Origin of the sequence: Nocardia sp. NBC_01499 (assembly GCF_045040275.1) — a bacterium.
Taxonomy (GTDB): Bacteria; Actinomycetota; Actinomycetes; order Mycobacteriales; family Mycobacteriaceae; genus Nocardia.
The window spans coordinates 5,487,161-5,501,522 of the sequence record NZ_CP109426.1 but is presented as its reverse complement, the minus strand read 5'-3'; the positions used below and the strand labels follow the sequence as shown (position 1 = coordinate 5,501,522).

Genomic DNA, 14,362 nt, shown 5'->3' with positions numbered 1-14,362 from the left:
TTCATTGCATGATATCCACGATCGTCCACACCTGTAACTCTTGGACAGATCAGCGGGTTCCCGCGCTTGTCCAGCCCCCGCGTCACGGCCCCCCACGGGCGATTTCGTGTCGACGCGCGGTGCGTGATACTGTCTCCGAGTCGCTCGGGCGAGTGGCGGAATGGCAGACGCGCTGGCTTCAGGTGCCAGTGTCCTTCGGGACGTGGGGGTTCAAGTCCCCCTTCGCCCACCACGTAAGCGCAGGTCAGGGCTGAGATCGATGATCTTGGCCCTGTTTGCGTACACACCCCGGTACACAACGGATCTGAGGGGATTCGGCGTCGCGACTGATTGGTTCGCGACCATGCCCTCACGACGTGCCCGAATTGCCCCCCTCCCACAGGGACCGATACCCATCCCGCACACCAGCGCCGCGGGCCTCACCACATGGAAAGTGCGCTACCGCATTCCGCGCGGCGGCAAGATCGTCGAAACCTCACGCACTTTCGAGTCGTTGCCGCGCGCGGCATGGTTCGCTCGCTTGCTGGTCGATCCCGGTCCGGTCGAGGCCGAGGCGATCCTCGAGGCCATGCTCGCCGCGGAGGCGCGGGGCATCGACTTCACCACGAGTGCAAACATCGACTCACCGTAGATGGTCGGCTACCCACCGGACTGGCGATCCGGGTCGTTCTCGAAGGGAATTCGTCGGCTTGCCTCGCTCGAAAAGTAGGTCCCCGCTGTCCACTCCAGCCAGCGTTCGCACTGACTCGAGCGGCCGTCGGCGGTCCACTTGCCGAACAACGGATTCGAGTCGGTATCAGGGTGCGGAGATTCGGTCATACACGGTTGGACGCCATTTCTCTTGGGGTCACCAGAGTCCGAAGCGGTTCAGCCAAAGGTTTGAGCAGTTCACCGGCCTTCGCGGCACCTAACGCGAATCACGACAGGTGTCGGCGGTGACCCAGCACAGCGGTACCCGCGATCGCCAGGGAGCCGCTACAACTCGACTTCGACGCCGCTGTCACGCAATACAATTCGGTAGGTGATCAAAGCCTCACCAGGTACCCGTCGCCTCCTCATCGCCGCGGCGGTCTTCCTCTTCGGCGCTTCCCTCGGCTTCTCCGCGGGCCTGACCCTCAACGTCTACGGCGACCGAATTCCGCGCATCCAGCAGTACACCGCCGACGAGAAGCAGTTCCTCGACGGGCTCGACTCCTACGACGGCCGACTCTCCGTCATGGCGTGGAAATACCGGCGAGAAAGCGTGGACCTCGCCAAAGCCGTCGTCGCCGACCTGCGAACCGAAATCGCCGCCCACCCCAACAGCGACCGCGGTCCGCAACAAGTCTTCGTGGCCCGCCGCGTCACCAACGAATACGCCGTATCGGCGGAGGACGCCAAGACCTTCGTCGCCCTGGCCGCCACCTATTTCGCACCAGAATTGCTGTAGGCCGCGTCTAGGTTGCCGCGGCGCGCAACGCCTCGTCGATGGTGTCGAAGACTGAGGTCAACGGACAGTCACGGCACCCAGCCACCTGAACTGCAACACCCCAGAGAACTGTCGCAAAACTCCGCCGGAGTGTCTGCGACACAACATCACGCCACAGGTCTGAATCCCCAAGAGAACGCGCCCGGCGGTGCGGTTGGTTCCATGCGGCGGCAAGGTTGTCCGCGCCTGTCCTCGACCGAGCCAGACTCATAGAACGCGCGATATGCGGCTGCTTAGAGGATGTTCACGTCCGGCCGCCCGAGTTCGGCGCTGCCTATGGCTCCGCGTGCTCGAGTCGCCGAGTCTGACCGGGGCCGGCCTCACGGCGGTCGATTTGCCGATCAGGCAATACCGTTACCGAGGGACCGTTGCCGGGTGACTTCGGCGACGCTCGCCCAGTCGAGATCCGCGCCGATTTGCTCGACCGCGGTGGCGAACACGTCGTGCAGGATCGGCCCGGTTGGTAGTGCGACGCCGAGTTCATCGGCGGCGCCCAGTGCGAGGTTCAGGTCTTTGAGTCCGAGCGTGGTGGTGAACCCTGGCGGCGTGTAGGTGCTCGTCGCGATGGCGTCGCCGTAGCCGCTGTACACCGGGCCTGGAAAGACCGAATCGTTGATCATTTCGACGAACCGCCCCGCGTTCAGCTCGGCGTGCTGCAGCAGGGTGATCGATTCGGACAGTGCCTGCAACGCGTGCAGGATCAGGTAGTTGACCGCGATCTTCACCGTCGGTGCGGCGTCCACGGCGGCACCGAAGTCCCACACCTGTCGGCCGAGTGTGGCGAGCATCGGTGCCGCCGCGGCTCGGACGTCCGCGTCGCCCGATATCAGCACGGCGAGCTTACCGGCCACCACCGCCTCGGGTCGGCCGATGACCGGGGCGCTGAGGTAACCCCCGCCGTGCGCGGCGAACTCGCGAGCTGCGGCCGGACTGATGGTCGCGTGGTTGACGTGCACGAAACCCTCTGGCGCGGAACGTATCCGGTCCGCGGTGAAGACCTGCCGCACCGCCTCTTCGTTGCTCAGCATCGAGAAGACCGTCCCGGTGGCGATCGCGTCTTCGGGGTGGTCGGCGCGCGTCGCGCCGCGCGCCAGCAGGTCGTCCGCATTGGCCGCAGTCCGGCTCCACACGGTGACGTTGTAACCGGCGTCGAGCAGTCGGCCTGCGAGGGCAGCGCCCATCTTCCCGAGCCCGATGAAGCCCACCTGGCGAGTTGTCATGATTGTTTCTCCGTTCTCCGCAGGGACTGCGGTTATGAGTTGCCGTTGAGTGCGCGGGCCATCTCGGCCCCGATCTTGCGCAGCAGTTCCCGGTTCGGATGGAGCGTGGCGTCGAGGTCACGCAGCTGCCAGTCTTCGTCCACGTCCTGCTCGGTGATGACGGCTTCGACGTGTGTATCGAGCAGTCGCATGTGCAGTCCGTGCAGGACACCGATGAGCTGTTCGGCGCCCCTGTTGCCGCCGTGGGTGCCGTAGGTCAGCAGGCTCGCGGGTCGGTCGCGCCATTCCCAGTAGAGGTAGTCCAGCGCGTTCTTCAGCACCCCCGGGTAGCCCCAGTTGTATTGCGGGAAGACGAAAAAGAAGCCGTGGTAGCTCTGCACGAGTCGGCTCCAGGCCCGGGTGTGTTCGTGCTCGTACTGCTGTAGCGCGGCCTGGCGAGGCTCGTCCAGGAACGGCAGGCCGACCTCGGCGAGATCGAGCAGGTCATAGTCGAGATCGCCCTCCTCCCGCAGAGTGTCGCGTGCCCAGGCGGCTATGCCTGCGCAGATACGGGCGGGGCGGGTGCTGCCGATGACGACGGCGATGCGTTTCTGATCCGTCATGGGACTGCTTCTCTCCCTATTCCGGTCGGGGTCGAGCCCGGCGGCACTGTGTGCGGCCGACCCCGCTCAGGCCTACTTCATTGTTCGTCCCAAATACTGTTTGTGTCACGAACCAAAATAGTTGGTATCGCGAACCGAATCAAGCTAACGTTGCCTACTGTGACCACTGACGCACCCGATCCGGCGCCGGACCTGGTCGACGGGCTGATCCAGCTGTCGTTCATCCTGCAGGCGGTCCTGGGCCGCCTCGCCGGCCAACAAGGGTTATCGGTCACCCAGTTGCGAATGCTCGCAATACTCGACGATCGCGAGATCGGCATGCAGCAGCTGGCCGGCATCCTGGAACTGGAGAAGTCCAGCGTCACCGGCTTGGTCGATCGAGCTGAGCGGCGCGGCCTGGTGCGACGGATCGCCGTCCCCGGAAACCGGCGCGCCGTCCATGTCACCGTCACCGCCGCCGGCCGAGCCGTCGTGCATCTGGTGCGCGACGCGGTCCGAGCCGAGATCGGGGATCTGGCAAGCACTTTGAGCGAGCGGCAGCAGGGCTCGTTCCGCCGATCGATCGAAACACTGATCCTGCATTACGTCACCCAGCACGCCATCCCGGTGTGAACGTCCTCGATGCCCAGCGGCGCAGCCGCCGAACATTCAACCGGACCGCGCGATCCGCCACGGCGGGGCCCGCTCGGCGGACGTGCCGAACTGGCCTACCCGGTCTCGAGTGCGGTGGCCGAGTTCAGCCCCCGAAGCGCAGCCGACCTGGCCTCACCGAAGGCTCCTTTACCTGAGCCGGCGAGCAGCCCTCAACGGTCGACCGGCACGACGCGTCTGATGACCCCTTCAAGCATTTGCCATGCTGGCAAGTTATCTTGCCGGGCGTGCCGGAGGGTGGGCAGTCTCGCGGCATGAATGTATTCGACGTTGTCGTTATCGGTGGGGGTGCTGCGGGACTGGCGGCAGCCGTGACGCTGGGCCGTGCCCGGCGGAAGGTGCTGGTCGTCGACGCGGGCTCGCCCCGTAACGCGTCTGCCGGACAGGTTCACAGCTACCTCGGGCGTGAGGGTGTCGACCCACGCGAACTGCTGGCCATTGGACGTTCGGAGGTCGAGCAGTACGGCGGCATCCTCGCCAGCGGAACCGCGGTGGGTGTGGAACGGGTCAGTGAATTCACCCTGCGAGTCACCCTTGCCGACGACACGGCCCTCGACGCCCGGAGAGTACTCGTCGCCACCGGCGTCGTCGACGAACTGCCCGACATCCCGCACTTGTCCGACCGCTGGGGCCGCGACGTTCTGCACTGCGCGTACTGCCACGGATGGGAGGTGCGGGATAAGACCATCGGCCTCATCGCCGGCGGCGCAGCCTCACTCCACCAGGCGCAGTTGTGGCGCCAGTGGAGCGACAAAATCATCTTGTTCACCAACGAGGCCGTGGAGCTGACCGCGCTCCAGCGGGCCGAACTCGCGGCGCGCCAGATCACCGTGGTGCCCGGTCACGTCACCGGCATCGAGGTCACCAATGATGAGCTCAGCGGCATCCGGGTCGGTGACAGGGTCACCGCCGTCCAGGCTGCGGTGGTCTTCCCGGTGTCGGTGGCGAAGGTGGACGATCTGCTCGCCGAGCTGGGACTTCGGGCCGAGGAGAAGGAGATGGACGGCCAGGTCATCGGTGCGACCTTGAACGCCGACCCCCAGGTGGGCGCGACCGCCGTTGCTGGAGTGTGGGCGGCAGGGAACGTGCGAGGCCACCGCGCACAGGTGATCGACGCGGCCGCGCAGGGCGGGCTGACGGGGGCGATGATGAACATCGACCTGGTCAACGAAGACGTACGCCGCGCCGTCGCGGCCACGTCCTTCTCCGCGGAAATGGAGCGCGAGGTGGACGTAAGTGCGAATCCTGATACCGCTTATCGGTGAATTCGACGTCACCCCGGTCGGCATCTCCGGTCACTGGGCGTGTCAGAAAGGCTCGGTGTGGAGGTCGTGGGCCGCTCTCGAGTCCTGGCGGATCGCCGCAAACAGCTGCGCCTTGGATTGGTTCGGCGGCACGGGTCCACTCCTAGCGGGCCGTTGCAACTGATAGCAGGGTGGTCTTGCCACTGGAACCCGCCAGGTGGTGTCAAAATTCGCGGATACCAACACCTTCCGGCGCAGGAGTGGTGTCGAAATCCACCGATAAACGGTGTCGTGATTCACGGACAAAACCACAGCGGGGTTAGCGCCATGCGGCATAGTGCGCGTTGGGAAGAAGCTGTCGGCCGATCGGTTTGGACGGATGACCAACGCGCGCTCCGCAGCTAGTTTGTTCAGTCAGATCGAACTCGGCCACTTAAGACGTGGTGATCCACACGTCCAGCAAGCGACCTGAGCTGTCCGACTCCGGCGAGAACTCGGCGATGTCGGCGATCGTCGCTCGCTCGTCGACTTGTTCTGCGAGAATCCGGCGCTCCACCATTGGCGGATCTTCGCCAGGGATGCTGTTGATGCCCACCAGAACCGTTCCAGCCGCCGATGCGGTGAATGTCAGGTTCGCAGTCAGGCTGTGCAAAACGCCTGCTGCTGACAGCCATCCAGAATGCAGCTGAGTACGAATGTTGTGTCGGAGGGTGGCCAGGCCAGGCCGCCCATCTCGAGTGATAGGACTTTGCTATGTCGATTGCACGTGCGGGGGTTGCAACGGCGATGTTAGTCGGCGGCCTGCTGGGAGGGACGGTCGGAATCGGGGCCGGGGCAGCGCTGGCCGCGACTGGATCGCTCACTGTGCCCGACGGTGAGAAGTCCTCGGGTGACCATACGATCACGAAGACGGGAACGGCGTCGTGCGCCGGCAGCGGCAAGGCAACAGGGACGGTTGAGGTAATCCCCGACGCGCCCAACCTCAGCAGGGGATCCGCGAAGATCCCGTGCAATGGCAAGGACCAGACCTGGACGGTGAAGATGGACCTGGATACGAGCAACCAGGGCAATAGGCAGACCCCAGATCCAGAAGACTGCCAATACGCGATCGAGTTGTCGGTGGCTGGCGAGAAGGTCGCAGAGGCCACATCGGATTGTTCGTAAGCCCAAGACCCGGTCACTCAACTCGGGAAGGCCCATGCTCACGGTGAGCGTAGGCCTTTCTCGTTTCGTTCAGTGTTTTGTGGGGGCGCAGCCCCCACGCCCCGCTCGGCGGGGCTTCGCCCCCCGAACCCCCCAGGCCGAATGGCTACCACGTGTTGGTTGCGTAGTCCGATGACTACCGCGTGTGGGGTGTGTCAGGCCGATGGGTTGCCGCGTTTGTTTACGTGAGTCTGAGGATTGCCGCTTGTGGGGCGCGGTCGATGGCCGCCTCGCCGATGCTGTCTTGTTTGAGCCCTTCTTGTTTCGCTCCAGTTTTGTGTGGGCGCAGCCGTTATGCCCTGATTCGGCCGGGGTTGGGTTCCTGAACTTCTTCCGTTTCGAAGCAACCTGACCCATCCGTGGGGGGTTTGGTAACGAACGTGCAATGGGTCTTCTTGCGCTGTCGGGTTGTCGACGGGCGATGTTGCTGGGGCTCGTCACACGTCTGCGTTCGGCTATAGGAGGGGTGTCCGTGATCACAGGGGGCTTGGCGGTTGCGGGTGTGGCGTTTCGGGCGCGGGAGATTGTGGAGTTGGTTCGGCAGCCGCATCTTGGGCTGACTGTTGTCCGAGGGGAGGTGGGGCGGGCGCCGGGGGTGGTTGTGGGGAGTGCGAGTTCGTTGGAGGGGACGGGGCTCGAGGTGTTGGGGGTGTTGCCTCCGTTGTTTGCCGAGCAGCTCGGGGATCCGACGTTCGCGGCGACCCATGGGGTTCGGTTTCCCTATGTCGCGGGGGAGATGGCTAACGGGATCGCTGGTACGGGGATGGTTTCGGCGTTGGCGCGGGGGCGGATGCTTGGGTTCTTCGGGGCGGCGGGGCTCGAACTGGGCGAGGTGGAAGTCGCGGTGGCGGGGCTGGTTCGGGAGCTGGCGGGGCTGGGGAACTGGGGGGTCAATCTGATTCACAATCCGGCGGAGCCGGGGTCTGCGGATCGTTTGGTTGATCTGCTGCAGCGGTTCGGGGTGGCGAAGGTTTCCGCTTCGGCGTTCATGGAACTCACTCCGGCGGTGGTGCGGTGTGTTGTTTCCGGGCTGGCCATGGCCGCGGACGGGGGGATCAGGCGGGGGGTTCATCTGTTCGCCAAGGTTTCTCGGGTTGAGGTGGCGAGCAAGTTCATGCAGCCCGCGCCGATCGAGATGTTGCGGCTGCTGGTGGGGCGGGGACAGATCACCGAGGCGCAGGCTCGGATGGCGGCGGGGATTCCGCTTGCCACCGATGTGACGGTGGAGGCCGATAGTGGCGGGCACACCGACAACCGTCCGATGACGGTGGTGCTCCCCGCGGTTCTCGCGCTGCGGGACGAGCTGACACGGCGATACGGCTATCGCGAGCGCATCCGGGTTGGTGCGGCGGGCGGGCTCGGCGATCCGTCGGGGGTCGCGGCGGCCTTCGCCTGCGGTGCGGACTACGTCATGACCGGGACGGTCAATCAGCGTGCGGTGGAAGCCGGATTGTCCGACGCCGGTAAGGAACTGCTTGCCGAGGCGGATCTGGCCGACGTCGTCATGGCACCGGCCGCCGACATGTTCGAGTACGGGGTCAAGGTGCAGGTGCTGCGCCGCGGCACGATGTTCGGGGCTCGGGCGGCCATCCTCTACGACGCCTACTGCGCACACGATGGGCTCGACAGCATCGCGGGATCGCTGCGAACCAGGATCGAGCGCGACATTCTCCGGGAGAGCTTCGATGAGGCATGGGCACAGGCCCGCGCATTCTGGCTGCACCGCGATCCCGAACAGGTCACGCGCGCGGAGACGGACCCGAAACACCTTATGGCACTGGTATTCCGGTCCTATCTCGGTCGCTCCAGCCGCTGGGCGATCACCGGAGACCCGGCACGGCGGGCCGACTATCAGATCTGGTGCGGGCCCGCGATCGGCGCATTCAATCGGTGGATCGCCGACAGCCCGCTCGCCGAGCCCGGGCAATGCACGGTCGTGCAGATCGGCCGGAACCTGCTGACCGGTGCCGCGGTGGTCTCGCGCGCGCAGCAATTGCGCAGTTTCGGTGTGCCCGTGCCGCGCAGCGATGTGTACGTCCCCCGGCTGCTGTCCTGAAGGGAATTCCATGACCACCGTCGAAACGGTTCCCGTCGCGATTGTCGGGATGGCGGCGCTGATGCCCGGCTCCCGCGATCTCGGCGAGTTCTGGCGCAACATCGTGGCGGGTCGCGATCTGGTGACCGAGGTGCCCGCCACGCACTGGTTGATCGATGACTACTACGACCCGGATCCGGCCGCGCGCGACAAGACGTATTGCAAGCGCGGTGCCTTCATGCCGGAGATGGCGTTCGATCCCATCGCGCACGGCATGCCGCCCAACACGCTGGAGGCCACCGATCCGAGCCAGCTGCTCGCCCTTCTGGTCGCCGAACAGCTCATCGCCGATGTGGAACGGAACCTGGCCGGTCCGATGGATCGGGAACGCACCGGCATCGTGCTCGGCGCCAGCGGCACGGATCTCATGGGCACGATGGACTCGCGGCTACAGAAGCCGGTGTGGCTCACGGCGTTACGTGAGGCGGGCGTGCCGGAGGGACAGGCGCAGGACATCTGTACCCGCATCGCGTCGCATTTCATCGAATGGCAGGAAGCCAGTTTTCCGGGGATGCTGGCCAACGTCATCGCAGGCCGGGTGGCCAATCGGTTCGACCTGCACGGTCCGAACTGCACGGTGGACGCCGCCTGCGCGAGTTCGCTGGCCGCGATCTCCGCCTCGGTGAACGCCCTGTCGCTCGGGCAGGCCGATCTCATGTTCACCGGCGGCGTCGACGCCTTGAACACGCCGAGCATGTATGTGTGTTTCAGCAAAACGCCCGCGCTGTCGCCGACCGGTGACTGCCGCCCGTTCTCGGCCGATGCCGACGGCACCCTGCTCGGCGAGGGCGTCGGCATGGTCGCGCTCAAGCGGCTGGCCGATGCGGAGGCGGCCGGTGATCGGATCTATGCGGTGATTCGCGGCATCGGTAGCTCCTCGGACGGACGCGGAAAGGCGATCTACGCGCCGGCGCCGGACGGGCAGATGCGTGCCCTGCGACGGGCCTACACGGCGGCTGGATATCAGCCGGGCACAGTGGAATTGGTCGAGGCACACGGAACCGGGACCAAGGCGGGCGACATCGCCGAATTCGCCGCACTCCGGGAGGTGTTCGCCGCAGCCGAACCCGATGCGCGTAACTGGTGTGCCCTCGGCTCGATCAAATCCCAGATCGGCCACACCAAGGCGGCCTCGGGCGCGGCCTCGATCATCAAAACGGCCCTTGCCTTGCAGCACAGCGTGTTTCCGCCGTCGATCAAGGTGGATCGGCCGAACCCGGCGCTTGACATCGAGACCAGCCCGTTCTACCTCAGCACAGCGGCGCGGCCGTGGGTGCGGTCCGCGGATCAACCGCGCCGCGCATCGCTGTCGAGTTTCGGCTTCGGCGGCAGCAACTTTCACGCAACACTGGAGGAGTATCGACCGTCCGGAAGCGGGCGATCCGCGCCGATCCGGGCCGTGAGTGCCGCGGAGCTGGTCCTGTGCAGCGCGGACACGACGGACGAACTCGCCGCCCGGACCGAGGAGCTGCTGTCCGCCGACACACGGTTGCCGGAGATCGCCCACACGAGCAGGCGGCAATTCGATCCGGCCAAGCCGATTCGCCTCGCCGTTGTCGCCGCCGAGGTGTCGGATCTGCGCCGCCACCTCCGGCAGACCCTCGCGGCCGTGACCCGCACCCCGCAGCGGTCGTTCGCGACGGGCGGGGTCAGCTACGAGTTCGGCGCCGCGGATCCGGGGCCGATCGCATTCGTCTTCCCTGGACAGGGTGCGCAGTACTCGGGCATGGGCGCCGATCTTGCGATGGCCTTCCCAGCCGCCCGCGCGGTATGGGATCGGGTCGCGGGGTTGGACTTCGGTGATACGCCGTTGCACGAGATCGTCTTTCCACGGCCGAGCATCGACGCCGAGACGTTGTCGCGGCACGAGGCGACCCTCACCGACACCCGTTGGGCACAACCCGCGCTGGCCGCGCACAGTCTGTCCTTGCTGGCCGTGCTCGGGCAGTTCGGTGTGTCGGCGCAACACGTGGCCGGGCACAGCGTCGGAGAGTTGGTCGCGCTGCATGCCGCGGGCGTGCTCGACGAGACGGACCTGCTCCGGCTCGCTCGACGCCGTGGTGAGCTCATCGCCGCCACCGAGTCCGGTGGTGCCATGCTAGCGGTCAGCGCCGACCGTGATCGGGTCGCCGACGCGATCACGCGGGCGGGTCTTGTCGATGCCTGGCCTGCCAATCTGAATCATCGACGGCAGACCGTTGTCTCCGGCACCGAATCGGCCATCGCGACGCTGGAGCAGGCGTTCGCGGTGGCCGGAGTGACCTGCCGCAGGCTGGCGGTATCGACCGGCTTCCACAGCCCGCTGGTGTCATCCGCGGTGGCACCGCTGCGAGAGTTTCTGGACACGCTGACCATCGCGGCACCGCAGGCGCGCGTTTACGCCAACGCCGATGCGCAGCGCTATCCCAGCGAGCCCGCGGCCATCGCGGAGCGTGTTGCGCGGCATGTCGCCGCACCGGTCCGTTTCGCCGACGAGGTCGAGGCGATGTATCGGGACGGTGTCCGGACCTTTGTCGAGGTCGGCGCCGGCGCGGCGGTGACCGGGATGGTCGGCGAAATCCTGCGTGGCCGACCGCATGTGGCGGTCAGCGTGGACCGCAAGGGCCAAGACGGCGTCTCGGCGTTGCTCGGTGCGCTCGGTCGCCTCGCTGTGCACGGCGTGCCGCTGGACTTCGATACCGCTTGGATCACCGACACCGAGGATTCCTGCCCGGTGCGTGCGGGCGCCATGTCGGTGCCGGTGAACGGCGCCGCCTACGGCCATCGTTACCCGCCGCAAGACGTCACGACCTTGCCGCCGCCCAATCCGGAGCCCGCCGCTGTGCGCCCCGAAGAACCCAAGCCGGACCCTGTCCTCGAGCAGAGAGCGATCATGCCCCCGGATCAGCAGCAGCCCAACGAAACCCATGCTCTCCCGGCACCCAATCGTCAGTGGTTCGATGTCGTCGCGGAGGCTCAGCAGCACACCGCCGAGGCGCATGCGGCGTTCCAGCAGGCGTTGTTGACCAGTCATCAGGCCTTTCTCCAGATGGCGGAGAACTCGCTGATCAGATTGGCCGCGCTCGGCGGATCCGGCGAAGGCCCGCCGAGCCTGACCGATCCGCTCTGGCAACCGGCGCCGCTGCTGTCGGTACCTGATCTGGCGGTGTACGAGACAACTTCGTTGCCACATAACGACATTCGATTGGCAACAGCGCCCGGCAACACGCATGTGCCGGTACCCGCGGCCGCCAACGCGCCCTTGCCAACACCCGGCACCGATGTCGCGGCCAAGCCCGCACCTGCACCTGCTGCACCCGCGGCCCCGGCCGCTGTGCTGCCGAGCGTGGATGTGCTGTTGGAGATACTGGCCGAAAAGACCGGTTACCCGGTCGAATTGCTCGACGGTGACATGGATCTGGAAGGCGAGCTCGGCGTCGACTCCATCAAGAAGGTGGAGATCCTCGCGGCAGTGCGCAAGCGGGCGGACTGGCTGCCTGCCGCGGATTCGCCGGAGATGGCGGAGCTGTTCAAGCTGCGCACCCTCAACTCGATCGTCGCGCAGCTGTCGCCGGACGGCGGGCCGACCGCCGATCGAGCCGGCTCGCCGCTCGAGACCGGCGGTGCCACAACGACAGTCGCGGCCACAACGACAGTCACTGCCGCCGCCAGCCGGTTCGCGGTCCGCGGCGTTGTCGCCCCCGCCTGCGGCCTGATGCTCGCTGGCCTCGGCGATACCCCGATCGCCGTCGTAGACGGTGGCAGCGGCCTCGCCGACGCGGTGGCAGCGGAGCTGAGCACGCGCGGGATGGCCGCGACCGCAGGCACTTCCGGGCCGACGTCTACGGGCGCGGTGATCCTGCTGTCCGGACTGGCCATCGACGCCGGACCGGATGCGGCCAGGCACGCGCTGCGCGAGGCGTTCCAGTGGGCCCGTGCGGTAGCGCCGACGATGGAACGAGACGGTGGGGTGTTCGTCACCGTGCAGGACACCGGCGGCAGCCATGGGCTTGCCGGAACCGACGGTGCCCGCGCGTGGTTCGGCGGGCTGGCGGCCTTGGCGCGCACCGCGGCACTCGAATGGCCCGCCGCCTCGGTCAAGGCGATCGACATCGCCCGAGCCGATCGCGACTCGGCGACCATCGCCGCCGCGATCGTCACGGAACTGTGCACCGGCGGCCCGACCGTCGATGTCGGCCTGGCCGCGGACGGCATTCGGACGACCGTGACGTTGATCGAAACGCCCGCACCGGCTTTCGGTGAGCTGCCGGTGGATGCCGATTCGGTGGTGGTAGTCACCGGCGGCGCGCGCGGGGTGACCGCCGCCGCCCTGCGCGAGCTGGCCGCGATGGCGCGGCCGCGGCTGGCAATCCTCGGACGTACCCCACTGGCCGACGAGCCCGCCGGACTCACCGACGCGATCGACGAACCGAGCCTGGTGCGTGCCCTCGCAGACCAAGCAGGCAACGAACAGCTCACGCCCGCTCGGCTCGCCGCGGCGGCGAAGGCCGTGCTCGCGGGACGCGAAGTCCGCGGGAACCTGGCGCGATTGCAGGAGATCGGCGCGACCGTCCGCTACCTCTGCGTCGACGTCACCGACTCGAAGGGCGTGCAGAAGGCGCTCGCCGAGGTGCGGCGCGACTGGGGTCCGATCACCGGGATCGTGCATGCCGCCGGAGTGCTGGCGGACAAGCGGATCGGCGAGAAGACCGATGAGCAGTTCGAGTCCGTCGTTGCCACCAAGGTCGACGGGTTGCGGGTGCTGCTCGACGCCACCTCCGATGATCCGGTCGACCTGCTGTGCGTGTTCTCCTCGGTGGCGGCTCGTTTCGGTAATCCGGGTCAGTGCGACTACGCCATGGCCAACGAGGTGCTAGAGCACGTCGCCGTCGCTTACGGCCCGGCCCGGCCCGGTTGCACCGTCCGGTCGATCGCCTGGGGCCCGTGGGACGGCGGCATGGTGACTCCGGCGCTGGCCTCGGCCTTCGCCCAGCGATCTATTCCGCTGCTCCCCACGAATGTCGGCGCGGCTGCCTTCACCACCGAATTGCGTTGCGGCAAGACCGATATCCGGACGGTATGCACCGCGGGTAGCGGCCGGCTGGCGGCGGAGTCGCCGATTCGCGCGAAGATCGTCTTCGATCCGGTCCGGCATGCGCTGCTTGGCGACCACATCATCGGCGGCACACCGGTGGTCCCGATCGCATTGGTGCTGGAATGGTTCACCGCCATCACATCGGCAGGTCGATCGAGCGCTGTCACCACCGTGCTGCGTGACCTGCAGGTGCTGCGCACCGCGACGCTCGACGAGCACTCGGTGTTGCTCGTCGAAGGATCGGTATCCGCCGCTGGCCTGGTAGTTGACCTGATCGGTGGGCGAGGACAACGGCACTACCGTGCACACGCGAGCACCGGCGACCAGCGACGGCCGGTCCCAACGCCCTGGCCGTCGCCCGGCGACCGCACCCGCCTGGACCAGGCGGAAATCTACGACGGCAGTGTGCTTTTCCACGGCCCACTGCTGCACGCGTTGCACAGCGTCGAGGTCGGGCCCGATGGAGCGACAGCGCAGGTCGCCGGCGCGCGGGAGTTGGGCTGGCCCGCCGAGGACGCCTGGTGCACCGATCCCGCCGCGCTCGACGCGGCACTGCAACTCGCGCTCGTGTGGGCACACCGAGTTCTTGGCATCGCCATGCTGCCGATGGCGATCACGGAGTTTCGTCTCGATCGAAGCGGAACGGCCGACGGCGTGCTGGAGTGCCGACTGCGCCGGGTCGAAGCGACCGACGGCCAGGCGAGCTGTGACGCGATCCTGCTCGATCCGGATGGCCAGGTGCGCGCCGAACTGCTTGGCATCTCCTTGGTCCGCCGACCAGACCTCGGGTAAAGGGCGACCACAC

The 14,362-nt window shown here is 66.8% G+C and carries 10 protein-coding genes and 1 tRNA gene; 8 read left to right on the top strand and 3 right to left on the bottom strand.

All coding sequences use genetic code 11. The features are described from left to right. Positions 1 to 146: 146 nt before the first annotated feature. The 3 genes from OG203_RS25060 (at position 147) to OG203_RS25050 (ending at position 1,429) form a co-directional block, all read left to right on the top strand. Positions 147 to 232, top strand: a tRNA-Leu gene (locus tag OG203_RS25060). Positions 233 to 343: 111 nt separating this feature from the next. Continuing rightward, positions 344 to 631 carry a hypothetical protein gene (locus tag OG203_RS25055; protein ID WP_405159717.1) on the top strand — a complete coding sequence of 96 codons (288 nt, stop codon included), beginning with the start codon at positions 344 to 346 and terminating at the stop codon, positions 629 to 631. Between the two features lie 390 nt (positions 632 to 1,021). After that, positions 1,022 to 1,429: a hypothetical protein gene (locus OG203_RS25050; RefSeq protein WP_405159716.1), complete on the top strand. Its 408-nt coding sequence runs from the start codon at positions 1,022 to 1,024 to the stop codon at positions 1,427 to 1,429. 380 nt (positions 1,430 to 1,809) lie between these two features. On the opposite strand, the gene OG203_RS25045 is transcribed toward OG203_RS25050, so the two are convergent. Together OG203_RS25045 and OG203_RS25040 are read right to left on the bottom strand one after the other, a co-directional pair. Continuing rightward, positions 1,810 to 2,688 carry an NAD(P)-dependent oxidoreductase gene (locus OG203_RS25045; RefSeq protein ID WP_405159715.1) on the bottom strand — a complete coding sequence of 293 codons (879 nt, stop codon included), beginning with the start codon at positions 2,686 to 2,688 and terminating at the stop codon, positions 1,810 to 1,812. Between the two features lie 32 nt (positions 2,689 to 2,720). Continuing rightward, positions 2,721 to 3,290, bottom strand: a complete 570-nt coding sequence (locus tag OG203_RS25040; RefSeq protein ID WP_405159714.1) for an NADPH-dependent FMN reductase — start codon at positions 3,288 to 3,290, stop codon at positions 2,721 to 2,723. A gap of 159 nt (positions 3,291 to 3,449) precedes the next feature. On the opposite strand from OG203_RS25040, the gene OG203_RS25035 reads away from it, so the two are divergent. Continuing rightward, positions 3,450 to 3,902: a MarR family winged helix-turn-helix transcriptional regulator gene (locus OG203_RS25035; protein ID WP_405159713.1), complete on the top strand. Its 453-nt coding sequence runs from the start codon at positions 3,450 to 3,452 to the stop codon at positions 3,900 to 3,902. Between the two features lie 293 nt (positions 3,903 to 4,195). Then, positions 4,196 to 5,206, top strand: a complete 1,011-nt coding sequence (locus tag OG203_RS25030; protein WP_405159712.1) for an NAD(P)/FAD-dependent oxidoreductase — start codon at positions 4,196 to 4,198, stop codon at positions 5,204 to 5,206. 412 nt (positions 5,207 to 5,618) lie between these two features. Here the strand turns inward: OG203_RS25030 and OG203_RS25025 are convergent, their stop codons facing one another. Continuing rightward, the gene (locus OG203_RS25025) at positions 5,619 to 5,837 is read right to left on the bottom strand and encodes a hypothetical protein (protein WP_405159711.1); all 219 of its coding nucleotides are present in this window, start codon (positions 5,835 to 5,837) and stop codon (positions 5,619 to 5,621) included. A 101-nt stretch (positions 5,838 to 5,938) separates the two neighbouring features. On the opposite strand from OG203_RS25025, the gene OG203_RS25020 reads away from it, so the two are divergent. The 3 genes from OG203_RS25020 to OG203_RS25010 all read left to right on the top strand — a co-directional run bounded on the left by OG203_RS25020 (position 5,939) and on the right by OG203_RS25010 (position 14,349). Further along, positions 5,939 to 6,349, top strand: a complete 411-nt coding sequence (locus tag OG203_RS25020; RefSeq protein WP_405159710.1) for a hypothetical protein — start codon at positions 5,939 to 5,941, stop codon at positions 6,347 to 6,349. A 688-nt stretch (positions 6,350 to 7,037) separates the two neighbouring features. After that, complete coding sequence (locus OG203_RS25015) at positions 7,038 to 8,444, top strand: PfaD family polyunsaturated fatty acid/polyketide biosynthesis protein (protein WP_405159709.1); 1,407 nt, start codon at positions 7,038 to 7,040, stop codon at positions 8,442 to 8,444. 10 nt (positions 8,445 to 8,454) lie between these two features. After that, positions 8,455 to 14,349 carry an SDR family oxidoreductase gene (locus tag OG203_RS25010; protein WP_405159708.1) on the top strand — a complete coding sequence of 1,965 codons (5,895 nt, stop codon included), beginning with the start codon at positions 8,455 to 8,457 and terminating at the stop codon, positions 14,347 to 14,349. The last annotated feature ends 13 nt before the right edge of the window (positions 14,350 to 14,362 follow it).